This window comes from Paenibacillus sp. USHLN196 (genome assembly GCF_037144955.1).
Lineage (GTDB): Bacteria > Bacillota > Bacilli > Paenibacillales > Paenibacillaceae > Paenibacillus > Paenibacillus xylanexedens_C.
Genome location: NZ_JBBCYH010000020.1, coordinates 17,528 through 43,096, shown reverse-complemented (window position 1 = coordinate 43,096; position 25,569 = coordinate 17,528). Strand labels below are relative to the sequence as shown.

Below are 25,569 nucleotides of genomic sequence, written 5' to 3'. Positions count from 1 at the left end.
TCAGAACTTATATCTCTTTATATATTAAGGGAGGGGATACTTCTTGTTACGAGTTCAGAGAATTTATAAAGACGAAAAGATCTAAAATTTCACGGCACACGCAAGATCAAAGCCTAGCTCTATAAACAAGGGATAGTCGTCTCCAGACGTCTTATTGGGCGGATCATGAACTCATCTCCATCTACACGATCGCTCAGTAAAAACCTCATATAACGTCCTGTAACGAAGCAAAAACATCGAATTTTCTGAATTTTGAGTTTGAGCAGACAGAAGCTCAACGTTTTGTTGTGAGTGATCTGACGTACGTCAAGGTTCAAAACATGTGGAGCACTACATTCACATACTGATTGATTGATTCAATCGAGAAATGGGCGGTCATAGCGTGGGCTCAAACAAAGATCTCTAAATTGCAACGTAGATTATACTTATCGAGGTTGAATCAGGCATTAGGCGGGGCTCCAGTATACAATGTGGAAATTACATTCTGGACTTTTATTTCACAAAAATATACACTAAATGCTGACATATTACAGTAAGTCAATATGATCATATGTGATAGGAGAGTTTAAAACAAATGAGTGAAAAGTTTTGGGGGGTTTGGATTATTGCCATCGTGGTTTTATTTGGATGGCAGGCAGTGGCGAGCGATTACAAAGATGTGTACAACATGAAAGTTGTATTGGCATCGTATGGAGTTGATGGCCTGAGTACCACGTCAGACAATCTATTAGGTCTGTCAGGAAGTGATGAGAGCACTAGTGGCGCAAACGTTGTAGCATTAATTGAAACTATACAGCCATCGCTAAAAAAATCAGAAGCCATAGAAAAAAGAGCCTTATCTACAGCATTTGGAGAAAATGATCTGCGTTATCATCTGAAGTACGCATCGGGTAATTTTGTTCCGACCACGCTCGATTTCTCAACCAATATTCTATATAACTACTCTTATATGATCAATACACCTTCGAAACTAATACATAATTTAAAGTTAGACTTTACTCTAGATGACGTATTTATGAGTGGAAGTAAACTAGACCAACTGCATGGGAAGTTTGTGGTACTGACGTTTGTCATTTGGGACATCCTACATACAGTTGTTGGGTTAGGATTGGCATTCATTATGCTGTTCATTGGCTGCATATTTGGTCTTCTTTTTCATCCAATTCATAGTATACTTAACTTCTTCCCGGCGATGTGGCAGATAGTTGTTACAAGCTGGCATGGGTTGTCCAATTTATTCAACTTGTTTAAATAATACGTTTTCCATACCCTATGTACATTTCAACATTTGGCAAGACTATAGTTAAGGTATACTTATATATACTTACTTAGACATAACGAATTTCGTAGAAGCAAGTCTTTTATAGTGTAGATCGAACTACACTCGATGAATACAAAGAAAGATTCCAGTACTTAAGACTTAAGTGCTGGAATCTTTCTTTGTATTTTCTTTATAATTCTCTGAAGCTGACCATGTAGTAGAGGGGAGAGGCAGCTGTTATGCTCTGGAGAGCCTACCACTAGTATGAGAACGACAACAAGGAGATCTGTGGTGGACAAACAATTACGAATCCATCACCCACTACTCCATCCGAATCAAGTCCAATTACACCTGGTTCACCTGCACCGATCACACCTGTAGAACAATCATCTCCATCCACACAAAGTGGAGACATTGGTTGGTGGTTCAGACGCTGGTGAAGTGGACCGCTCTGTGCGGACAGCGAAGTTCAACCAGGTTGATAGCATGATCGTGGACAAGAACAATAACATCTACTTTCTGGACATTTAGAAATTGAGGATACGCAAATTCATCAGCTTTAACGGAATGGTAGAGACGTTTAAAACGATCAATCAGGAGTTCAGTTGGAACTATAAGGATGCAGATGGAAAAACGAAGCAATATGACAATAAAGACCTAACGCCCCTCAAGCTTGCCTATAATCCAGGGAGAAGCGAGCTGTATCTCGCCGCAAGAGGATTTCCAGGGCATTCAACTGTCACACTCCATTATGATACGTCAGCATAGCTACATATGAGATCAACCATGTTGCATTCCCCGACGCTGAGAACGTTCTGTATGGTGCTACAGCCAGTCACGAATCGAATGTCTTTGAGGGTACATTGAATCAATCACAAGTAGAACAAGTAGCCAGCAGTACAAGCTACAATGCAATTGATCTCACTGATTACTATGAATATGCTCCAATCGTAGTTGCACATGAAACAGCTAACAATCTGTATGTGTTTAACCGAAGTAAGATGTATAATCTGCAAATGTTTCCTCTGAAAGTGGACAAGATTACTGAGTATGATGGTAGCCTGTACGATAGTGCGTCTGCTTACAACGAAAGACTGTACATGACTGTGGCTGGCCCCACCTACGAGATAGCAACAGACAGCAACTTGATTACATTTGTTAACGGAGATGATTTGATATACCAAGATGGAACAACAATTAGCAAAAGAAGCAGCTTAACTTTGACACGAAGAGCAACTTCGTTTTCTACGACGACAACAGCAAGTTCATCCGCAGAATCAAATTTATAGCAATATTTTATAAAAAAATGGGCTGAATTCAGTCCGTTTTCTATCTATGACGGAGGCGACATGATGAACCATCGTAAACTGGAAGACTCAGATATTTTGTATATACTGTCTCAATCGAATGAAGTAGATACGGATGATGTACCAATTACCGAAGCTAACATTAAGGGGATTCCAGAAGAACAGTTGTCCTTATTCATTGCCAAAAATGAAGATACATATCTACAAAAATGGAGAGAGGACAGTTCATGGAACTGGGCAGCGTTTATCTTTGACTTCTACTGGTTGCTTTACAGGAAGATGTATCAATATTTCTTTATCTACCTGGCAATTGTCTACTTCATCATATATTTAGTGGGAACTATGATATCAAACATGTCTAACTCATTGGTAGCTCCAGTAATAATAGGAATAGTCACATACAGTATCTTCAAAGTGATAATCGGTACAACGGGAAATCAGCTTTATTGGCGGCATACCAAACGAAAAATCGACCGGATCCATCAGCTTGTAGAACACATCTCATCAGGCAAACGGAAAATTGTCAATTCAGGAGGCGTCAATCTGGCTCTACCTTTGATCTTAATTCTTCTACCGGCCCTCATTGCAGGCATAAGCTTCACGTTTAATTTCTTTACAGCTTTCCGAGCTGTTTCAGATAGCCTGGGTCAGAATACTCGAAGTGAAAGCAATGCTGTGAGAGAGCAAGCTGAGGATATGAATATTTCTCCTTCTACAACGATGAATACTTTACCTAATGGCACATCTGAGAACGAATGGATAGCTATTGCAACTGAGATCAACGGTTACAACTGGAGTGAACTGATAGGATATGATCGTTTAGTGGTTATCGTCGCAGGCTTGATGAAGAGCTGGGAACATGAGAATTTACGAGTGGAAGGCGTGTCAATCAATGTAAATCAGGATGCCCCGATTATAACCGAGCTAGTAATTGCCCTATATGGAGACACTAACTATGCTCCTATGAATCTGATTGAGATTATGGAAGTGATTAAAGAACAGTTGTATCAGGAAGAAAATTCTATAGAATTTAGTGCAGCTCTCGATGAAGACTTGTATTACGCTGTAGCCGATGATAGTTACAATGAATTAGTCCGTTTATTAAATCAAGGAGCCGATCCCGCTAATTCTGCTTCAATAATAGCGGCTGCTCGTAATAAAAATGCGGGAGTGATGAGTCTATTGATACAGTACGGGGCTGATCCAGATTACTTTTTCAGAGGAGAAACCCCGTTATCCATACTTGTTCAGGATGACGAAGTAGAGTTAGTGAGTCAATTGCTTGATCATGGAGCAAATCCTGAAATGGGAACCCCCTTAACCTCACCGCTCCAAATTGCAGTAGAATTAGGCTCAACTAACATGGTGCAACTATTATTAAAACACGGCGCTGACAGTAACAGGTTTATCGAAGGCGAGATGAGTATACTTCAGATTGCTGAGGAATTAGGCCATACGGAAATCTACCAAATGCTCAAAGAACAGGAACATTGATATATTTTTTTTTAAAAGCCCGTTACAAAATCGGACTTCAGACAATAAATAGAATGTAGCTATGAAAGGTTGTAGCATCTTTAGTCTCAGATAAGGGTTAACAAGTTGTATTTATGGCTTTTTGTAGTATTTCGTGTAAGGTACGTCATGGAAAGCAGCGTTCTAATCCAAACTAACTACCAATTTGTTTCTCAGAAGTACAATAATTCATTCTCTCAGTTAAATCGTAAATTTTTTTCAGTGGATGTATAGGGATAATTTAATATCGTTCGAAATCTTCCCTAACTCATTATGAAAAGAGTAAAACGTTATTTCAATGACGACAGCGGCAGTCTCAGACTGCCGCTTCTTTCTTACTGAAATAAGCTACGCTTTTTTCAACGAACAGCAGATTTTTTTGCCAAGAACCAGATTTAATCTAATTTTAAATATATCTTGGGGAAACTGCAGCTATTATTCTTGGCACAAAATTGTATATACATTAAGTAAAAAAATATCCATTTACTAGCCCGAGCCTTTAGGATTGTTATTAACTTGAGGAAAGAAAACCGTTAAATAAATGACTAGGAATAAAGTCAAGCTGTCGGCAATCGGTACAAGTTCTTATCCTCAAGAGCTAGGGTATGTCTTCAAACTGATTAAATGGTAATATATGGGTTAATTATTTTAAATGAATACACGATACGAAATTCACGAGAGACAATGGCAGCTAATTCAAGATTTGTTTCCATCTGAACGAAAACCACAAGGAGGACGTCCCGCAGTGGACAATCGAATCATGTTAAACGCGATGCTATGGGTAGCTCGTTCAGGTGCCCCTTGGCGTGATCTGCCAGACCATTTCCCCAATTGGAAATCCGTCTACACCCGCTTTCGGCGTTGGCAGAAAGCGGGCATTTGGGATGAAGTGTTAAAGCATGTTTCCCTAGATTCTGACGAGGAAAGCGTGATGATTGACGCCACGATTGTGCGGGTTCACCAGCATGGATCAGGCGCAAAAGGGGGCAAAGCAAGCAAGCGATCGGACGTTCCCGGGGTGGATTAAGCACGAAAATTCAAGCGGTAGTTGACGCGTTAGGAAATCCACTGCGCTTCGACTTGACTGGAGGTGAAGCGCATGACTCCGTCCAAGGTTTCAACATCCTTAAAAGCATGATACTGACCCGGAAGCAAGTCCTAGCCGATCGAGCGTATGATACGAATGCCATTCGGGCCTTTTTGAAGGAACAACAGGCCATACCGGTTATTCCCGGAAAGAAAAATCGCCGAACGACCCTAAAATATGATCGGGATGTCTACAAAGAGCGCCATTTGGTGGAATGCTTCTTTAATAAAGTAAAGAATTATCGTCGTTTAGCCACTCGTTATGATAAATTAGCGTGCACGTTCAAGTCTTTTTTGGCCTTGGCATCCATTATGGTGTGGCTTGCTTGAGTTTGAAGACACGCCGTAGTTTAAGTCCAAAATTTTAATTCTTTAATACCTAGCCGCCCGTGTTTAACCTCTCATCGTGACAGTTGTTCCATAACAATGTGGGCACTTTCATGTATTATGGTACCTAGTAAGGTTTTATGTGCATGCACTCATTTTTATAGATATGTATCTAATCGGTAATCGGACTATGTTCTTGTCCCCCGACAACCCCATTTAAAAGTACCGCGTCAACGGTAAAGACTCTTTGGACCCAAGAGGCTGTGGATGGCCAAGGCGCGCATGAACTAAATACTGTTATTCAAGCGAAACCCACCGTCAGACGTCCAACCTTATGAGGTGGGTTTTCGCTTGCTACGAAACTTTTTTGCGCAACCAACGGTAAAGCTTGCGCCCCATTTGGTTCTGTAGTTAGCATCAAGTGTGATGTATCTTCATCTATAAAGGTCTATTCGTTACTACGATACAAGTCTATATAGTTATACAAAAATGAAAAAATAAGCCGCTCTAAGGATATGGAGTGCACCCCTTAGAATAGACATTGGAAAAACCCCTGGGTTTAGCCGATGAAATTCTAGGGGTGCATTTTTTTATGGCGATTAAAGGACAAAAGTATAAAACATATTCGGAGAAGATAAAAAAAGAGGCTATTCGGCTGCATACGGTTGAGGGCTGGACTTACCGAAAGATCAATGAACATTTGGGAATTCATGACCCGGGACGAATGAAGCGCTGGATGCGAAAACACCGGGAACAAGGTGAGTTTGCACTGATGGATCAGCGAGGTCGACGGAAAGAATACTTGGATCAAGAACGCTATGTGCAAAAACTGAAACGGGAGAATGCGTTGCTAAAAAAGTGCTTGGTAATCTGGAAGGAGGAAGCAAACAAGAGAGATTTCAGATCATGGAAAAAGTAGCGGCATACGGGGATATCCAGAAACTCTGCCATGTTTTTGGCGTGTCCCGGAGTGGGTTTTATGCCTATGTAAAACGTAAACGATTCGATCGCGATGCCAAGGCGAAGAAACAGGTGCTTCAAACGTATCATCGCTATGAAGGCAAATATGGTTATCGACAACTCCAGTTATTCCTTTGGCAAGATCAAGGGATTTGGATGAATCACAAAAAGGTACTCCGCCTGATGCAAATGCTCGGTATTCAATCTCGAATCCGTCGTAAACGGCGCTCCAACAGCTCGTATGCACCTGCGCAGCGTGTAGCAGAGAACCGCTTGAAGCGAGATTTCAGTGCAGAAAAACCGAATCAGAAATGGGTCACGGACATTACCCAGTATCGTGTGGGAGAGCGCTGGATATATCTTTCAGCCATAAAGGATCTGTTTAATAATGAAATTGTGGCCTACGAAATAGGCGAACGCAACGACAATGAACTGGTGCTCCGCACATTCAGCAAGGCGTTTGCTAAGCAAAAAGACGTGACCGGACTAGTCGTTCACAGCGACCAGGGATTCCAGTACACGTCTCATGCTTACCACGACATGCTGCCAAAGGTTGGCGCCCAAATCAGCATGTCTCGCCGAGGAAATTGTTATGACAATGCCTCGATGGAGAGTTTCTTCTCGCATCTCAAAACGGAAGGACTCTATCCTTATCATATCCGAACGCTTACCGAAGCACAAAGCAAAATCGAAAAGTATATCCGCTTTTATAATCGAAAACGACCACAACGGAAACTAAAAAAACTGACGCCGGTAGAGTACCGACGCCAGTTTGAAGCCTAGGGTCTTTTTATAATGTCTATTAAATGGGGTCTTGACCAGATACGAGCTGGTGCTTATTTCTTCATGTATATGTTTTATCACTTTTTGGAATGAATTATGATTGTGATACCTATCCTCAATTTGAGATTAATTTGAGATTAACATAAGTAACTTACTTCCAGCCCAAAGTAAATAACCAGCTTGTGTGATGATATACATTGAACGTTCCACACCTGTTAATGGCCTTTGTCTTTTAATTCTTCTTAAGTGTAGGAAATAAAAAAAGGAAACAACAAGTAAAAAAATCACTCCTAAATCATTAAGTGTGCTTAACATGAGTATCTTAATCATCTCCTTCCCTGTCTTCCTGGTTACATTAGCGTTCACCAGGAAATCAACAGCTTCAATCACCCTCATTTTACATTATATACAATTTTAAGGAAACAGAAAAATCCCTTTTGTATGCCGCAACATACAAAAGGGATTTGGACAGATCAGTTTAGCCGGCTGGTGCAGCTCCACACGTTAAGCCAAATACAAAAATGGCGACTGGACTTAAAATGACACCACCGATTGCTAGAACTCCAGCAGCAGCAGCCCACTGTTTTGCCTCGACATAACCCAAAAATTCATTTAGGATATCGCCGCTAATTCCTACTGCATCTTGCCAGCATCTCTGCCATGCATTGCTTTGAATCGTTATGCTGTTCTCATTATTGATGTATTGAATCATAGCGCGTACGCCTTGCTTTTCCTCTTGGTTAAACGTTGATTTCGCTAAAGCTTGTTCATCAATGATATATAGACCACGCGCTTCATCCTTATGAGCAATGTTCTCAAAAATATACTCTAATTCAGCAGCCCATGCACGAAGTTCTTGATTAGAAACGTTCTTCTGTTTTGCTGCTGCATTAGATGCAGGAGCAAGGATAGTTCCTATCGCTAATACAAAGATGAATGTAAATGCATAGAATTTCTTTAACATGTACAAATTCCTCCCTTATGAGTGTTAGGTTCTTTTCATTCGTAAAACAGAAAAACTATTAACTCCCTATACGCATCGCCCCCAATATTCATCTAACATCTTATTGAAGTATGTCTTAGAAATTACACTTACAACTATATCAATATTTAACATTAATATGCAAGATAAAATAGAATAATTTATTACATCTAACTTTCTTTAACATTAGTTATCTATCAATCACTGATAGCTCACTTATCCTGAGTCAGACCAGAGCGTCGCCTTCCTATGTGTGAGTGATAAATGAATATATGGTTTTGTTATAAATCGTAAGCAAAAAGTCACATTGCAAATTGCAGATGTGCTCTAAACAAATTAACACTTACATATACGTATACGTATATGTAAGTGTTAAAGTAGAGAATGTACTTAGATGGTTGTTGTGCCGCAGGTGCGGCAAAATGTTTTTCTGTTTTATCACAATTAATGTGTAGCGTTACGTCTTGATTTCGATCGTGCGGATATGAGCCATATATGGATTGGAATGGATACTAAAGAATACGCGATAAAGATTTAATTGAATAATATTTTATGTTGGAAAGTTTGTGCTTGGATATAGTTGCAGGATAAATACATAAGTATTGCCGTTACGAAAACATATTTGTTGTATGCTTCTCGATTCGTACTAATTCGCAGGATTACCGCATGAAGCCACGCAACAATGAGTTTTGTTCAATAGTAATTTCTACAGGGGAAATTTGAAGATGGACTGCCGCAAGATAAGAGCAAATAGCTAAATCTTGTGACTTAAGTAAATGTGCTACTTTTCCAAGGTTAATATAGATCGTCATTTCAGTTGGATCTTCTTGCAAAGCTTGAATGTAACAATTCCTCGCACCTTCAAGATCCCCTTGTCTTTTAAGGGTAACTCCTCGGTCGCTATGAAAGGTTGTATCATCTTTAGTCTCAGATAAGGGTTAACAAGTTGTATTTATGGATTTTTGTAGTATTTCGTGTAAGGTACGTCATGGAAAGCAGCGTTCTAATCCAAACTAACTACCAATTTGTTTCTCAGAAGTACAATAGTTCATTCTCTCAGTTAAATCGTAATTTTTTTTCACTGGATGTATAGGGAAAATTAATATCGTTCGAAATCTTCCCTAACTCATTATGATAAGAGTAAAACGTTATTTCAATGACGATAGCGGCAGTCTCAGACTGCCGCTTCTTTCTTACTGAAATAAGCTACGCTTTTTCAACGAACAGCAGTTTTTTTTGCCAAGAACCAGATTTAATCTAATTTTGAATATATCTTGGGGAAACTGCAGCTATTTTTCTTGGCACAAAATTGTATATACATTAAGTAAAAAATATCCATTTATGTGTAATTTGTATCCTAAATATGGTATAATTGATACAGATACAGTCAATAGGGAGGATGGTTATGAAACAGCACGAGAACGACGTACGTAAAAACGTAAAAGTAATTAATTCCGTCAAAGAAGAACTTCATCATTTGCACACACAACTAAAGGCTGAATTAAAAACAGAATCGGCGGTTATTGCCTACTTATTAAAGATACATCAAGACTTTGAAGATACAATCACCTTCAAACAGCACAGACAATACATACGTGCATCTCAAGAGATGCATAATGCGAAGGTCTAATGAAAGGAGGCAATCAAATGTCTAAATTCAATGAAGATCAGATCGAGCGATCGATCCGTATATCTGAGGCTAGTTTAAATATTGAAGGACAGGAGCTCCAAGCCGGAGCCAAAAAGCTGATTGAACTAAAACTGTCTGGACAAATTAGCGAGAAAGACTTCTTGAGAATGGCAAAAGGCTTAGCCAAACATGAAAAATGATCAGTCCACATATTGTTATCCTGGATCCGACGTGTTAATCAATAAGCTAGGTTTACGAAAACAACAAGAATTGACTAACTTTGAAAGCACTGTAACCACACTTCGTGGAGCAGAGTTAGTGTATAAGCCCTTACCTGGAAACTTTGATTTTAAACACTTAAAAGACATTCATCGTTACTTATTTAAAGACGTTTATCCTTTTGCGGGCAAAGTAAGAAGCGAAAACATCGCTAAGGATACGTTCTCGTTTGCTCGGTCCGAATTTATTGATGAAGCAGCTAAAGATCTATTTCGATCGTTAAAAAATGAAAAACAACTAAAAGGACTACAATTTCATGTGTTCTCTGAACGGGCAGCTCACTATATGGCCGAAATTAATGTACTTCACCCCTTTCGAGAAGGGAATGGACGGAGCCAGCGGGAGTTTATCCGGTGCCTTGCTCAGTCGAATGGTTATGAACTGGATTGGTCTCAAGAGGATAAACATAAGCTTCACCAAGCGTCTATTCGATCCGTTATGGATACGTCGATGTTAAAAGATAGCCTTGAAAAATGTATTTTGAATAAAGCTCCAGACCTCGAAATGATCAAAACGTATAAGACACAAACTCAAGAACTCGAGCGCTAAATGGTACCGTTGGAGTGAAACAGGTCCCTGTGGGACTTAGAGTGCTATGAATATAGAGAGGGTGTTTTCACTTGAAACGTATGTCAATTTCTGAATTAAATGAAACTTTAGTAAAAGCTACTTTCTCGGCCAGACAAGAGGCCAAGACCAATGGTGTCCCATTGTATATGAAGAAAATGAAAAAATGATTAAGGAATATCCGGATGGCAGAAAAACAGAGATCATTTACGATGAACATGGAAATAAAAAGGAAATAGAATACCCATGAGTAAACCCGTCATGACTGTTTTTGCCGGAACGAATGGAGCAGGAAAAAGCACACTAACCAGGAATTTTAACGATCAGTTTGGAGAGGTTATTGATCCGGATGCCATTGCAAAAACTATTAATCCTCGTCATCCGGAATCGGTTTCTCCATCAGCTGGAAGAGAAGCTATCAAACGGGTCCGTGAATGCATACAGAACGGAAAGAGCTTTTCCATTGAAACAACGCTTGCCGGTAAAAACGCAATACGTCAAATGGAACAAGCCAAAGAAGCAGGGTTTGAAATAAACCTATAATATGTAGGCCTTAAAAACGTGGAGTATCACATCGAGCGATTAGAAATGCGAGTAAAGAATGGTGGCATCATATTCCAGAAGAGGATATCCGAAGACGATATGACCGATCGATTGGTAACTTACCTGAAGCATTAAAGTTATCCGATCGCTCTTTTATTTTTGATAATACCTCAAAATTCAGATTAGTAATGGAGGTAGAGAGAGGAAAGGTTCAAACGATATCCAAAGACATTCCCCAGTGGTTAAAAGTGCTTTTTTAAGAGAAACGGAGAAAGAACAGGAGCACACACATACGGATGAAAGTACACGCGAACGTGAAGAGAAACAAACAAAAAAAATGAAAGAATCGGATCTGGAGCGATGATAGAGAACTAGATAGGAACATATACCCAGTTGTAGTAAAATAGATAGAAAACGATTGGTTTTGACGAAACTTGCGCAGAAGCAAGCCGAGCAACTTCGAGTAGAAAAATTACGGGTTTGCAGGTCAACATCCGTTGAGCTGTGTTCATTGAACGTGTTTAAGCCAATCGTTAAGTGGCCGAACTACAAGGAGCGAGACTATGAGAAATTACATAATACCAACAAGATTATATCAACGAATGACATTAGGCCATGATATTAAACTTCTAAGCCGCGATTATTTGCCTGTTTACTACGATCATCGTGCAATCATAGTCGATTCGAGAAAGAAAGCAGGCAGTTCAGATTTTACTCCACGTAAGCGTCCAACAGAACTGAACAGCCAAATAATTAACTTTTATGAGAGTAAATTCGCCTACTTCGCTGGATTTGAAGCTGCATCCTTGTACGGATTTGATTTGTTACAAGATTTTTTTCAAGTGGACGAGTATGTATATATGGGAATGGAGAAATTGACAAATCAGCAGTTCGATAATTTTTCTGAGCTCTCTCAGAAAATCGGAGAGTACCAGCACTCATTCTGGACGGGAATGAGTGAGCAAGGTATAAACAAAATTGCTGGACATATAGGAGAAGGTCTATGCTGCCGATCACCTAGAACCAGCGGGTGTTTCCGTTGAATGGCCGTACGTATCAAATCAGATCGGTTGGGACCTCCTTGTTGACGGTCACGAAGTGAATGTCAAATTGGTCTCTGATTATTCAATATTCTTATCCTTCAATATTAGTAAAATGTTTAATTATTCATAGGCATTTCTGCAATGATCATCTTCATTGTAATTATGTGAGAATGTACATTTATCACAAGAGTTAAGATGCCAGTATTAATCTCGAGATAAGCTATATCAGAGGAGTGATGGGATATATATTTTTAATCATCCCCTGGGTCTCTATGGTTTACGTTAGTTACATAAGGAAAGATGTTGAAAAGTGTAGAAAATAATGAAGTAAGCAATCCGTTCATATACCAGAATATGCTTGTTACTTGGTGAAATTAGACCTATAATGAAGTAGATTTTTAAGCGGTTCAATGATACTATTTTTGCGTAGCTAAGAAAGTCTTTCAAGACATTTTTAGATAATTCAATTAACCGGCTGCTCACTATCCGTGAAGGCGGTTTTTAATTGTAAGTAAAATTTGAAATGTTCTATTTTTCAGAAGTCACTTTAGTGTAACTTGAAAAGGCTATTTACTTTCGGTCTATTCAAAAATTAATTAAACATAGAGAAATATGTATGACTTTTAAATAGAGCTTTGAATTTATAGTCTATTAATGAGGGGATAGGAATAGTAGTGACCAAGCAACAGTTAGTCTATTTTGAGCAAAAACAAGATCAAATCATTCAAATTTTGGAAGAGATCAAGAAAATTGCTGGGGTGTTGAACGTCTCACCAATAGTGGATATGTTAACTACCACGACAGAAGATTTAAAGAAAGAACGATTTAAAGTCGTCGTCGTCGGAGAGTTTTCGAGAGGGAAGTCCACCTTTATTAATGGACTACTCGGTAAAAGAATTCTACCATCTTCACCGGTGCCTACGACAACGATTCTTAACAAGATTGTTTATTCTGAGACTCCTACATATTCCTTGGTATTTAGAAATGCTGATCGTATGCCGCAAACCGTCAGTGAAGATGAATTCATGTCCATTATAGCACCTGATGAACCTTTTGAAGAAGACGAAACAGCGACGATGGTACGAAATGAACAACTGGAGCGGATTACGAATATCGCCTACGCCGAGATTGGATACCCCACAAAAATCTGCGGCCATGGTGTCGAAATTGTAGATACACCGGGAACCAATGATTTAGATGCTGCTCGGGAAGAAATTACATATCGCTTCATTCCCCAATCCGATGCTTCCATTATTCTGTTATCAGGCAAAATGCCTCTTGCTGAAACAGAAATGAATTTCATCCGGGATCGTATCATCGCTTCGGATATAAAAAAATTGTTTTTCGTTATAAATTTTAAAGATGCCTTGAAGACAGAATCAGATCAAAACAAAGTCATACAGTATATTAAGGAGCATCTTCAATCCGTAGTTAGTAACCCTCGTATTTTTATGGTATCTGCCAAGCAAGCACTGTCAGCAAAACGACGTTTACTAGGAGAGACAGTGAAGGGGCAGGCTGTCCCCCTGGAAGAGACAGGATATCCCGAATTTGAAGAAGCGTTATCTACGTTTCTTGCGGAGGATCAGGGAAAAATCAAGTTACTGAAGCCTACTGAACGAGGCTTACGGATGCTAGATGAATTGAAACGAAATCACATACGTCTCTTACTCGGTACGATGTCGTTAAATATGGAGCAACTCGAAAAAAAGATAGGGGAAATTCGCGGTGAACTGGAGCGAGCACGATTTTCAAGTAATCAGACGCTTCAAAGTTTAGAAATGAATCTGATGGCATCCGGAATAAAGATACGGGAAGAATTGATAGACAGCCTTCATAACATTGCGAACAGTGCCGTTCAAACCATTACGAATTATCAGGGGTTATTAGATAATGATGAAATAGCTCGGGCTGTAGAAAACAATGTCGCTCCCATGCAAACGGAACTGCAAACCCGTCTCAGACAGCTTCAGACGAAATTGATGCAAGAAGAATTCGAGCGAGCGAATCGGAAACTTCTATCCGAATGGGAGGTTATTGAAGCTAAAATCGTTGATTCTTTGTCGTTCAGTTTGAATATCTCAGAGGATGAACAACATCAGTTCCATACTCACTATGATGTAGGTGAAATCGCAGTAAAAACTGGTTTGGGATCATTAGGTATTTTCGGACTTATCGCAACCTTTCATATTGCTATTCCAATCGCAATTCCGGCTCTATTTTTTGGTGGATCATTCTTATACGAACATTTCCAAAATAAGATGCGTGAGCGCTTACTAGGCGAAGCTAGAGTATTAATAGAAAAGCGTTATCGTGATGGAATTCCTCAAGCATCCTCATCATTTGAAGAGCAGTGGAAAGCAACCACAAAGCGAGCAGTGCAAGCATTTCAGAATGAAATTAATCTAAAGCTAGATTCCATTGTTAACCGATTAGAATTAATTGAATATGAATATGGGACAGAAAAGTATGCAGTAGAAACACGTGAACAAGTGCTTATGGGTTATCTATCCTTATTAGAAGAATGTAGGAGAACGCTTCAAAGTATTTCGGTAAACTTACAAAAAGAGTAAATACAGCAGGGGTGAACAAAACATGTACGGCTATAATGAGGGGAAGCAGCAGCTTCTACATGTCATTGAAGAAGTGAATGTACAATTAGAAATGTATTTACCGGAATCAACGCAAGTTGAGAAATTAACATGGCTTTATGCAGATATTCAAGCCGATTTTCATATGATCGTCGTATTGGGTGAGTTTAAGCGTGGAAAGTCAACTTTCGTGAACGCACTACTTGGAGAGGAATTACTCCCTGTCGATGTAACACCAACAACCGCAACAATTAATGCTGTTTTTCATGGTTCTGAAAGAAAACTTAGCATTTATCATGAAAATGGAACTGTGGAAGAGTCGGAGTTAAGCTTTGAGGCGTTAAATCGGTATTCGGTGGATGGCCCAGAGGATGCAAATGAAGTTAAGTTTGTTAAAATGCAACTTCCATTTCCCATGCTTGGGGAGCGGGGTGTCATTGTCGATACACCTGGAGTCAACGATATGAATCGTCAACGAATGGATGTGACGTTCCAATACATCCCTCGTGCTGATGCTGTTTTGTTTTTATTGGATGCCACTGCACCAGTGAAACGTTCTGAAGCTGAATTTATATCAGACACTTTTGAAAAAAACGGGTTGGATCGGATGGTTTTTATCGCAAATTTCTACGACCAAGTAGATGAAGAAGATCAAGACGATTTAATAAGGCAAATCGAAACTCGGCTCAAGCCTGTGCTGAAGGGAACAAAACCGTATGTCATACCGTTCTCAGCAAGAGAAGCTTTAACGGCACGTTTGGCGGAAGACAAATATGCTATAGAAACTTCAGGGTTTCATTATGTTTCGAAAGCGGTGCAGGATTTAATAGAACGTGGGAAACAGTCAAACGAAAAGTTATTCCGTTACAAGCAGCGAATGCAAGAGTGCCTCGCGACTATGCACGTGGAGTTAGACCAAATACTCACATTGAAGCGGCAGAGTATTGATGAGATTGTGATGTATTTGGATGTACTCCAATCCGTTAAACAAAAGCACGAGACCATTCGTTCCCAAATGGTAGCTTACGCGGAAGATCGCCAAGTGGAGATCAAAACCATCGTACATAAATCGTTCAGCCATTTTGAATTGAATCTGAAAGAAGACCTACATTATATGATCATGAGCTATAACGGTAACGGTATGAAAGAACTAGTAGAAAATCAAATCCCGTTACTTTTGAAGAAGAAGATCAATCAATGGATTGAGCAGTATATGCCGGCTGTAGACAAACTGCTGCAAATGCTAGAACGAGAGCTTGCTATTGGACTTGCAACGGAGTTTAATGCGAATATTGCACGTCTTGCCGTCAAAAAAAGGGGAGGCTCTATTAATATCGACGCGGAGCTATCGATTACTTCTGAAAATTTATTATCAACCCAAGTGAAGGCAGGAATCATTGCTGGTAGCGTTGGCGTTATAGCTTCATTGATGGGGGGAATCATTTTTCTTCCTTTTGTCAGTTTGGCAGGATTTCCATTGCTTCAAAATATGATGATGAAGAAACAGCTGGAGCGCGAAAGAGAGAAACTATTACCAGAACTTGACGAAGCACTTCGACAAGTAGGTCTAAGTTTCCGAGCCGAACTGGACAATCAGTTGGATCAGCTTACGAAGGACATACAGGATGCTGCATTAATGCGTTATGAAGAACTTATTGAATTTATTTATGCTCAGTTAGAACGAGAAGTGCAGGAACGACAGGATACCTCTAGTGTTTTGGAAAACGAAAAGTATCGCTTTGAAGAAATGATCGTAAAGCTTAAAAATTGGGTCCGACAAGTCGAAGCCATTCACATTATCGAACGGATAGGAGACTGACATAAAGAATGTCCATACCCATAGCTGAAACTTCAGGAATCCTAGCATTGATTGTTCTTTTGTTCATCGTATTTGTTTGGTTGCGTAAGGCAAAACGAAAGAAAACTTCATCCAAAAGTGTAAACCAGAAAACGATACAAACAGAGCCTCATCAAAGAGAACGAAGACGGTTTGATGTGTCTCGGAAAGAAGTCGAATATCTAAAGTCGATCAAAGTTTCTTACTCTACTTCACTACCTGAATATCAGTCCAATAAGTTGTCATCAGGGATTATTAAAGATTCGTTAGATCGATTACGAGAACTGTTGAATCAGTATCCAGAATTGGATAGTCTAAAGCATCAACTCGACATACTTGCCGATGATGCGGATAAGCCTCTATTGGTTGTTGTTATGGGGCAATTCAAAAGCGGTAAAAGTAGTTTCATTAATACCCTGTTAGGCCAGGAGGCTTTAAGAGTTGATGTTACTCCTGCAACTGCTGCCGTAACGATGCTAGTGTACGGTGAGACATCAAAGTTCATCGGACATATGCGCGACGGAAGAGAAGAGATCTTCCCGTTGGAGCGGCTACACCTATTATCTGCAGAAGGGGATGAGGAAGGTGTTCGCCTACGTAGTCAACTCAGCTATCTCGAGGTTAGATTGCCTATAGAGATGCTTAAGAGAATTACTATTGTCGATACTCCAGGTTTAAACTCGGATAATCCACTTCACACAGAAGCGACAGAATTTTTCATGGAACGGGCTGATCAGGTTATTTGGATGTTCTCGTATGCACAGGCGGCTTCCCGATTTGATATGTCAAGCTTACAACATATTCAAAATGACCTACTACCTATAGGTGTCGTCAATCGGATCGACGAGCATGACGAGGAGGAGATGGATTTAGAAGATTTCCTCAACAGTGTGAAACGTAAAACAGGAAATCGCGTCAGCCATTTAGTAGGCGTTTCTGCATATTTAGCTTCTGAAGCTCGACTCTCAAACAATACTTCACTTTGGGAGGAGAGTCGATGGGGAAGTCTAGAGACACTACTAGATCGTGAGGTCTATGCAAAAGGTGAACAAAAAAAGATTGTTCGGATCCTCTCCCGTCTCCAAGATTGGCTGTTAGACCTTATGAAAGAGGTGGAGGATATTGCAGCGCAACATGACCTCGCTTATACCTTCATTCATGATAATGGAAAAGCTCTCGCTAATTTGACTACGAAGTTGAAAGAGGCACAAATACTTTATCAGTCTTGGAAGGGACATTCAAAATGGACAGCCCTCTACAATCTCGGTAAAGTTCCAATATATGTGGAGGGTTCCGCCAAGCTTAACTCTCAAATCCAGATAATGCAAAGTGTTCACGAAAAGCTTTCCGAAGAACGAAAGATGCTAGACGAGGAAGGCAAGAAGATTTATTCTGAATTTGTACTCCATAATATTGCTTATAGCCAGTTTGAAGAGGAATTCAAGAAATATAACAGCTCGGGCATCTTTGGGGGAGCACCCATTTTTGATTGGGATGGAATCGGAAAACAACTTACCTCTCGTCAGAATGAGTTAAACCAAAAGGCAATCATGTTGGATAGTCAGACGGATAAATCCGAAAGAGACAAAAAAACGTTTATTGACCGGTTGAGTAGAACTGAAAGGGAAGCGTTGGACTTGTCATATAAAATCGTAGAAGCCTTAGATCAGACCATCCAGGGACTACAGAACCAGCTTGATAACAACGAGCAAGCTACGGATAAAGCATTAAAACAATTGGATGATCTGGATTGGGCAGCTATTCTACATGGAAAACTACACCGATTGATAACATGGGAGTTAGGTTTGAAGATGGCTGAGATTGAACGTCGTTTTGGAATTAACGGCGAGTTCTCAGAGAAGATTGAAGATGTAATACAAAGGATAGACAGTGTAAAAAGAAGTCTTGCAAATACCTCTAATATCGTTGGAATAAGAGCTGAAGAGAAAACCACCCCTGCGAGGGTTTCTTCCGCAAAACTTTATGAACTTATTGCATCTGCGGGAGAGGGAGAAGTTCTATCGCTACCTGAAGGCATCTATCAAGTTGACGAGACTATTGAGATTTCAAAATCCTTAACTCTTGCTGGTCAAGGATCGAAGAGAACGATTCTCAAAGGCCAAGTGGATACAATGCTCAAACTTGTTGGCAGAGCTAACTTCAAATTATCGGGGATTGGCTTTGATCTTGAGGGTCATGCAGGCTGCATTATCCATGCTGTGGAAGGTACTCTATCCATTGAAGGATGTCTGTTTACGGGAGCCTTGGAGTTAGATGAAGAACTAACCGATGGAGATCCCCCCAATTATGAAAACACGGAAGGAATTGCGATATGTCTGGGAGCCGATGTCACGTTCCATGCCCAAAACTGCCATCTTGATAATAATTCAGTAGGAATTGCCCTTCATGGGAACAATCCTGCCTCCATCACAGAGAGTGGATTTTCAGATAATGGCTGTGGCATACTCTTTTTGAAAGCAAGTGATGGTACACTTCAAAAAAATGAGTTTGTGAACAATACCTTAGGGATTGTTTCTATCGACAAGAGTAAGCCGACCTGTAAAAACAATCGGTTCTGGAATAATGATATTGGTGCTTTGGCTAAAGAAAGTTCGAAGCCATTTTATGCCTACAATGAATTTATCAATAACGGTAAGTGTGGAGTGCTCTCTTCCGATGCTAGTTTTTCAACCCTAGAAGGTAATGCTTTTCGCGGAAATCTCCATGGGATCGTGCTAACGAACTCGGCAGGAGGATATGTATATGGTAATCGAAGTGAAAGTAATTACTTCCATGGACTAAGCACGGAAAGTGACGGTCATCTCGTCGCTGAGTACAATCACATCGAATATAACGGAATACACGGAGTAGCAAGTTTGGGCAAAGGGGAATTCCAACTATCAAAAAACAAAATTATTAATAACTTTGACCATGGGGTGTATGCCGAGGGGCAAGGTTATCTTGAGATCATTGATAACAAGATCTCCTATAATCGACATTATGGTCTCCACCTTGCCGGATCCACTGATAGCCTCATTGAACGAAATGAATATTGGCTTAATATGCATGGTATAGTTATTTCTAATTCTGCGAAAACAAAGGTTATAGAAAATGATCTTATGAATCGAAACATCGGCCTCTTGTTTATGGGTAACGCGCAGGGCACGGCGGAACGAAATCATTTCCATAACAATACGACTGGCTTGCAGGCTATCGATAATACTAATTTTAAGTGGTCCGGCAACACAGTTGAAGAAAACAAAGAATGCGGTATTCATATTCTCAATCGTGCGACAGGGGTCATTGAATTTAACAAATGCATCAATAATAAAGGCTTTGGCATTCTAAACGAAAGTACTCAAAAGGTGGATACAACGTCGAATAGCTGCCATCGTAATAGCTATCTTGGAATTGCATACATTAATGATGCAAATGGGCGGATTTCGAGTAATAGCTGTGAAGAGAACAATGCAGGTATTCGTATTTCGGGTCAAGCTAATGTGGAGATCGTCGGTAACGAATGTACAAAGAATCGTTATGAAGGTATCGGGTTACAGGATTCAACTAAGGGACAAGTACAGGAAAATCGTTGCAATGATAATGAAAGCAACGGTTTCTTAGTCGTAGAACAAGCATTGGTTCACATGGAGGATAATGAAGCGAAGGGAAATAAAGGGAGTGGCATACGATTCTCTGATTTAGCCAAAGGTTCCATCATTAACAATAGTGCTAGCTTCAACCGGGATTTTGGAATATACATTGATTCAAAAGCCTATGTGAAATCTGAAAATAACTCAACTATTTCAAATAAACGTGGGCAATACAAAGAAAAGAAATACTGATGAATTGAGGGTAATTACTATGGAGACATATGATGCTTTTGATAATGTGTTTGGCGGTAAGACGATTGTTCAGCATGGTCAAGAAGTTATTAGCACAACACCAAATGCACTTGGAGGCGATAATATAACCAGCGGAGGGCAGCACCTCGGCCATACTGTTCCAAATATATTTGATGGCATTGATGTGTACGAACATGGTCAAAAAGTAGCACATACTCAAAAGAATATATTTGGTGGACAAGATGTACATGATCATGGCCATGTTGTTGCCAGTAGTATGCCTGATGGAACGGGGGGAACAACACTCACATCTTCTGGTCAGACGGTGGGACACATTTATCCTTCAGTTTCGGGATTAGACACAATCATTCACCATTCCGATCCATTGGCTCATGTCAATTCGTTTGTGATGCAGCCTCTCATTTTTTGACTTTAGCTGATGAATTTGAGCCTATTCTATGCATATCACAGAAAACCGACTCTCAAAAGAGGGGCGGTTTTTTGTACTTAAAGACATGTGTACAAAACCGCTTCTTCGTGACTGACTATTGCTATGGCGGATTGTAATCTGAATTTCGATACCCGCTGGAAATAAATAAAAAATAGCTCATGGCCGGATTCGTGTAAAATGAAGGTTCCTACACCACATTCACACAAGGAGAATCCACCATAGCTACACACACTTTAGCATAATCGAGCACAGCAAGCTAGAAATCCTCCATCGGCAAGGTCAAAGTTCAAGAGGCATCGCACTTCATATTACAATCCGTCATCCGTCATGACTTTCACAATTAATATGGATAATTTACTGATCAATTTCAATTGCGAAAGCAATATCTTAGAATTCACTTTACTTACTTGGTAGCTTAAGTAAAATTGGACTCCTTTAGAGGAACATATGTGCTATAATAAAGTGCGCCAAACTCAGATTTGACGCACTTTTGATTTTAAGTTATTTTTAAGTTTCAAGCGGACACGCTATACGTGAATTGACTCGACTAAAATTGCTTCATATTGTAAATTATGATTAAAATAGTTTTTTTGTGCTGGATGAATATTCAACGTAATCTACTAATCTAAAATTATATAAATACGAGACCGGAGTGAGGGAAATGCGTGACCGATATGAACTCGAACATTTATATAGTGAACAAATCCGGGCCTTTCGAATATATTTAAAGCAATCCGGATACACTGCATCTACTCAAAAAGAATATATGAGAGAAAGCCTGATTTATTTAGACTCGTTAAATGGATCCCTACTCCAAGATGCGGGGAAACTTCATATTATGGAGTTTCTGAATGATAAACAGGGTTCTACAGCAGATAAAACACGAAACAGATCTCTTTCTGCCATTAGAACTTTCTATATGGCGCTGATTGATTTTGAACTCGTGTCAAAAAATCCGGCTGCCGAAGTAAAAAAGTCAAAAACAGAGAAAAACAAGAAACCGATCTATCTAGAGGAAGAGGATCTCTCTGAAAGTCTTAAATATATTGAAGGACGCTATAAGAACAGAAACATAGCGATTTTCTTGCTTATGGCGTATTGTGGATTACGAGTAGGCGAAGTTAACAGGTTGAATTTGAAAGATCTGAAAAAAAACAGAGGAACCATTGAAGTGTTTGGGAAAGGGCGAAAGTGGAATGAGATCCCTGTTCCAGATGTATTACTAGGCTATCTGCTGGAGGTTGAAAAAGAGAGGATCTCTCCTTATAGAATGAAGGAAGACGCGTTCTTTGTATCTCAGAAAGGCCGGAGGCTCTCCATCAGGCAGATACAGAAAATCATCAATCAAACATTTGAAGCATTCAAAAAGAGCAATCCAACGGTTAGTGATATGAAACTTTCATGCCATAAATTAAGGCACTCTTTTGCTACAATGCTCCTAAAAAATGATGTGGATATTCGTGTAGTGAAGGAACTTATGGGGCATTCTTCAATTGAAACTACGATGATTTATACGCACGTTAACGATGAACAAAAGAAAAGGGCGATGGCTACCGTAAATGTTCCTTTAAATGCGATCAGCGATACAAATTCCACTTTAAGCGGACTTTAAACACACGGAAATATCTAGTTTATATGAAATGGATAGAATGAAGCGGTTCGAAAAGCGGATATTGCAAAAGTATTCAAGAATATGGATATATAGGTAAGATCCTTTTAAGACTGGCCACATTAGTTTGAATTATGTTAGATTGTCAGGTGATGTTCTACAAGTTAAAATTATTATGGATATATTTATAAGTGTCAAAGTATTATCCGATCTTTATTATGGAATAATTTATTATAATAGCAATATAGGGAGGGAAGAGTGCCATGTTTGAAAATATTAATAATCTGCGTAAAGAGGTTGATAAAAGAAGACCGTTACAACCGGATCTAATGAATATAATTGCTCAAAAATTTCGTGAAGAATGGACATATCATTCAAATGCAATAGAGGGGAATACATTTACTTATAGAGAAACAGCTTTTTTTCTAAGAGAAGGTCTAACGGTAAAAGGAAAATCGCTTAGAGAACATCTTGAAATTGTTAATCATGCTGAAGCAATTGATTATTTACAAGAAGTAATTAAGGATAGAGATCTTACAGAACGTTTCATCAAAGATATGCACGCTATACTGTTCCAAGGTGTAAGGGATATTAATTTCTCTCCAGGAGATTACAAAAAGGAAGATAATCATGTATTGACGATTACAGGTAATATTCATCAATACACCCCAGCTATCCATGTCTCAGTAGAGATGGAAAAGTTAATAAACTGGTATAATACTCAGAAAATAACAATGCATCCTATACAACTAGCAGCTATTTTTCATCACAGACTCGTGGCAATCCATCCTTTTACAGATGGGAATGGCAGAGTGAGCAGACTGGCAATGAACCTGATATTAATGAAAAATGGCTTCCCTCCAGCAATCATTAGGAATGAAAATCGTGAGGAATATTACACCGCTCTAGAACAAGCTGATCATGGGGATCTTCAGCCCATAATCGACCTGGTTGCAACGGAAGTAAGAAATAACTTAGAGCTAATATTGTCAGCCTAAATAATAAATTGCATTACATCCACTTAGGAGTATAAGTAATCAACACATCAAAACAATCTCTAATAGGTGCGTTTTTTATGGAAATTTAATATCTAGGTTCCCTATAACTTTCACAAGATATTAATCTCTTTTATTTGAATGAGCGAGAAGGATTGCTCAATGATTCAAAGAAAACCTGGAAAAAGGTAACCAATTTTCTAATCCTCATTATATCTATCCGGACTTTAAATTGCGAGGTACAATTCTTTTATTAAAAGTAATGCAATATTATCTTTAAAGATTTGCCCAGGTGTATTTAATTTTCTCTTTAATTTACTATCTTCCAAAGGTATATCTGTTGGGTCTCCCCACATGAGATGTGGTTGATCCTTTTATTTTTGGACTTAAAAGTACAGAAATAAAAGGATCTCAAATTGTTTTTTTGTTAAGAGTGAGAACACAACAAACCATCTGACACACCACATATAGGACAAATGACGCCCCTTCCGAATCTTCGAAGGGGATGGGGGCGTTACAAATCGTTGATACTAAACCAAATGATGTTTCCCTCGTCACTATCGAGTTTCCATGTTCCAGACAGTTTACTATCTTTAATCGTTAGTGTGTATTCTGGACCTATCACTGCGTTTCCTGCTTTGATTTTTTCCGTTTCCTTAAAAGTAATGGTTTTACCGGAAAGCTTGCCTTCAATCTTGTTGATGGAATTCAGATTCAACCATTCGATTTGACCCTCAAATTCGCCGGTAGCTGTATCGTACTCGGTGAATTGGATTTTGTACCACCATTGAATATTTTGGTTTCTACCAGCTTCTCCGTAGTGTTGACTGGTTGAGGATAAGAGATTCTGAAGCCTTTGTTCGTCCGTCAGTTTTACTTCGCTGCCTTCTGCATATGCATCACCAATATGAACCTCCAGGTTCTTATTGTCGTATACAACGCTTTTACCGAGCGATTCCGCTGCAAAGCGAAGCGGAACATATGTTGAACCTTCGTAAATAAATCCGGTTTTTCCTGTTGCAGGTGTCTTCTCAACTCCATCGAAATGGTATTTTAACTGCAGAAATTGGACAGCGATGTTCGAAGTCGCTGCATAAGAAACTCCGGAGAACAAAACTCCTCCCAAAGTGACCCCTACAGTTACATCTCTAAGTCTCTTCATTTTTGACAATACGAACTTCTCCTCTTTATTTAGGCATATGAAATTGTAGGTAATTATTTCCACGGATTGGGCGATATTTCCTTCCTTTGAAATAAAAAAGTGTAGGTGAAAACCGTCATGTATATTAGAAAAATATTTGATAGGAGGATTAGGTTTATCATGATTTAGTGCTACGCAAGGATTTCCGATAAACTCATGTCCTTGATGCGTTTGTGATTGTAGTACTACATGTATTGAGCTAGTTCTTGCTTGAAGTCATCTACACTTCAAACTCATTCAGATAAAGAAACTCTGTCTTCATCATGCCAAAGAAGTTCTCCATTACTACGTATGTAACAATTTACCATTCTGATATCTATGAACGGTTTTCAATTTCTCATCTAAATTGAATTTAGCAAACAAAATCGCACCTCCATTGTTAGTCTTGTCTAACAAATGGGTTGCAGTTCAAACTTCCGGTTGCTTATTGTTGTAACCGTAAAACCTCTGACGTAACTAGGTTTTAGGATTCAATAGACCTAAGAGTATCAATATGTATTATAGATCTCTATTATCTCTATTATTGTATCTTAATACGATAATAGTAGTCTTCGGCCATTTGTTTGATAACGTCCTCACGCTTCATCTTAACGCTGTATGGAAGACGTTTCTTATCTCCAATGATGAAATCCTTATATGTGCCGGCTTTAGTCTTAAGCAGTTTTGTTTCGCTTGTTAGCACCGTATGGTCTTTAGTGAGTGTTTCCATCACTATGACTGGTGGTCGTGAAACGTCCTTGGTCAGTGTATAGGTGAGCTCCAT

Annotated in this window: 20 protein-coding genes and 2 pseudogenes; 18 read left to right on the top strand and 4 right to left on the bottom strand. The window is 39.3% G+C overall.

Annotated elements, in window-relative coordinates; all coding sequences use genetic code 11:
- Positions 1–574: 574 nt before the first annotated feature.
- From WFI24_RS30565 to WFI24_RS30535, 7 genes are all read left to right on the top strand, one after another.
- Positions 575–1,255: a hypothetical protein gene (locus WFI24_RS30565; RefSeq protein ID WP_336765615.1), complete on the top strand. Its 681-nt coding sequence runs from the start codon at positions 575–577 to the stop codon at positions 1,253–1,255.
- Positions 1,256–1,795: 540 nt separating this feature from the next.
- Entirely contained in the window at positions 1,796–2,029 is a 234-nt protein-coding gene (locus WFI24_RS30560) for a hypothetical protein (protein ID WP_336765614.1), read from the top strand.
- 95 nt (positions 2,030–2,124) lie between these two features.
- Positions 2,125–2,550 (top strand): hypothetical protein, encoded by a 426-nt coding sequence (locus tag WFI24_RS30555; RefSeq protein WP_336765613.1) that lies wholly within the window; start codon positions 2,125–2,127, stop codon positions 2,548–2,550.
- Between the two features lie 60 nt (positions 2,551–2,610).
- Entirely contained in the window at positions 2,611–4,062 is a 1,452-nt protein-coding gene (locus tag WFI24_RS30550; RefSeq protein WP_336765612.1) for an ankyrin repeat domain-containing protein, read from the top strand.
- 670 nt (positions 4,063–4,732) lie between these two features.
- Positions 4,733–5,496, top strand: a protein-coding gene (locus tag WFI24_RS34600) for an IS5 family transposase (RefSeq protein ID WP_442956280.1) whose coding sequence is annotated in 2 segments (ribosomal slippage) — positions 4,733–5,069 and positions 5,069–5,496 — 765 coding nt in all. Because the reading frame shifts where the segments join, the coding sequence is not laid out codon by codon here.
- A gap of 589 nt (positions 5,497–6,085) precedes the next feature.
- On the top strand, positions 6,086–6,412 hold the full coding sequence (locus tag WFI24_RS30540) for a transposase (protein WP_336765610.1): 327 nt from the start codon (positions 6,086–6,088) through the stop codon (positions 6,410–6,412).
- Entirely contained in the window at positions 6,400–7,236 is an 837-nt protein-coding gene (locus WFI24_RS30535; RefSeq protein ID WP_336765609.1) for an IS3 family transposase, read from the top strand. Before WFI24_RS30540 ends, WFI24_RS30535 begins: the two co-directional genes overlap by 13 nt.
- A 478-nt stretch (positions 7,237–7,714) precedes the next feature.
- Here WFI24_RS30535 and WFI24_RS30530 read toward each other — a convergent pair whose 3' ends face one another.
- Positions 7,715–8,200 carry a hypothetical protein gene (locus WFI24_RS30530; RefSeq protein ID WP_336765608.1) on the bottom strand — a complete coding sequence of 162 codons (486 nt, stop codon included), beginning with the start codon at positions 8,198–8,200 and terminating at the stop codon, positions 7,715–7,717.
- A gap of 677 nt (positions 8,201–8,877) precedes the next feature.
- Positions 8,878–9,111 (bottom strand): annotated as a pseudogene (locus tag WFI24_RS34595) (tetratricopeptide repeat protein); the annotation flags it as partial.
- Positions 9,112–9,623: 512 nt separating this feature from the next.
- Between WFI24_RS34595 and WFI24_RS30525 the strand changes: the two are divergent.
- The 11 genes from WFI24_RS30525 to WFI24_RS30475 all read left to right on the top strand — a co-directional run bounded on the left by WFI24_RS30525 (position 9,624) and on the right by WFI24_RS30475 (position 23,608).
- Positions 9,624–9,848: a hypothetical protein gene (locus WFI24_RS30525; RefSeq protein WP_336765607.1), complete on the top strand. Its 225-nt coding sequence runs from the start codon at positions 9,624–9,626 to the stop codon at positions 9,846–9,848.
- Positions 9,849–9,865: 17 nt separating this feature from the next.
- Complete coding sequence (locus WFI24_RS30520) at positions 9,866–10,048, top strand: hypothetical protein (RefSeq protein WP_336765606.1); 183 nt, start codon at positions 9,866–9,868, stop codon at positions 10,046–10,048.
- Complete coding sequence (locus WFI24_RS30515) at positions 10,038–10,676, top strand: Fic/DOC family protein (protein ID WP_336765605.1); 639 nt, start codon at positions 10,038–10,040, stop codon at positions 10,674–10,676. Before WFI24_RS30520 ends, WFI24_RS30515 begins: the two co-directional genes overlap by 11 nt.
- Before the next feature lie 264 nt (positions 10,677–10,940).
- Positions 10,941–11,237, top strand: coding sequence for a zeta toxin family protein (locus WFI24_RS30510; RefSeq protein ID WP_336765604.1), 297 nt, complete (start codon positions 10,941–10,943; stop codon positions 11,235–11,237).
- A 563-nt stretch (positions 11,238–11,800) separates the two neighbouring features.
- Positions 11,801–12,280, top strand: coding sequence for a hypothetical protein (locus tag WFI24_RS30505; protein ID WP_336765603.1), 480 nt, complete (start codon positions 11,801–11,803; stop codon positions 12,278–12,280).
- Between the two features lie 674 nt (positions 12,281–12,954).
- Positions 12,955–14,853: a dynamin family protein gene (locus WFI24_RS30500; RefSeq protein ID WP_336765602.1), complete on the top strand. Its 1,899-nt coding sequence runs from the start codon at positions 12,955–12,957 to the stop codon at positions 14,851–14,853.
- 22 nt (positions 14,854–14,875) lie between these two features.
- Positions 14,876–16,690, top strand: coding sequence for a dynamin family protein (locus WFI24_RS30495; protein ID WP_336765601.1), 1,815 nt, complete (start codon positions 14,876–14,878; stop codon positions 16,688–16,690).
- An 8-nt stretch (positions 16,691–16,698) separates the two neighbouring features.
- Entirely contained in the window at positions 16,699–20,550 is a 3,852-nt protein-coding gene (locus tag WFI24_RS30490; RefSeq protein WP_336765600.1) for a right-handed parallel beta-helix repeat-containing protein, read from the top strand.
- 19 nt (positions 20,551–20,569) lie between these two features.
- On the top strand, positions 20,570–20,980 hold the full coding sequence (locus tag WFI24_RS30485; RefSeq protein WP_336765599.1) for a hypothetical protein: 411 nt from the start codon (positions 20,570–20,572) through the stop codon (positions 20,978–20,980).
- 682 nt (positions 20,981–21,662) lie between these two features.
- On the top strand, positions 21,663–22,613 hold the full coding sequence (locus WFI24_RS30480) for a tyrosine-type recombinase/integrase (protein ID WP_336765598.1): 951 nt from the start codon (positions 21,663–21,665) through the stop codon (positions 22,611–22,613).
- A 260-nt stretch (positions 22,614–22,873) separates the two neighbouring features.
- On the top strand, positions 22,874–23,608 hold the full coding sequence (locus tag WFI24_RS30475) for a Fic family protein (protein ID WP_336765597.1): 735 nt from the start codon (positions 22,874–22,876) through the stop codon (positions 23,606–23,608).
- Positions 23,609–24,119: 511 nt separating this feature from the next.
- Here WFI24_RS30475 and WFI24_RS30470 read toward each other — a convergent pair.
- Together WFI24_RS30470 and WFI24_RS30465 are read right to left on the bottom strand one after the other, a co-directional pair.
- Entirely contained in the window at positions 24,120–24,767 is a 648-nt protein-coding gene (locus tag WFI24_RS30470) for a stalk domain-containing protein (RefSeq protein WP_336765650.1), read from the bottom strand.
- Between the two features lie 227 nt (positions 24,768–24,994).
- Positions 24,995–25,092, bottom strand: a pseudogene (locus WFI24_RS30465) (IS3 family transposase); the annotation flags it as partial.
- Between the last annotated feature and the right edge of the window lie 477 nt (positions 25,093–25,569).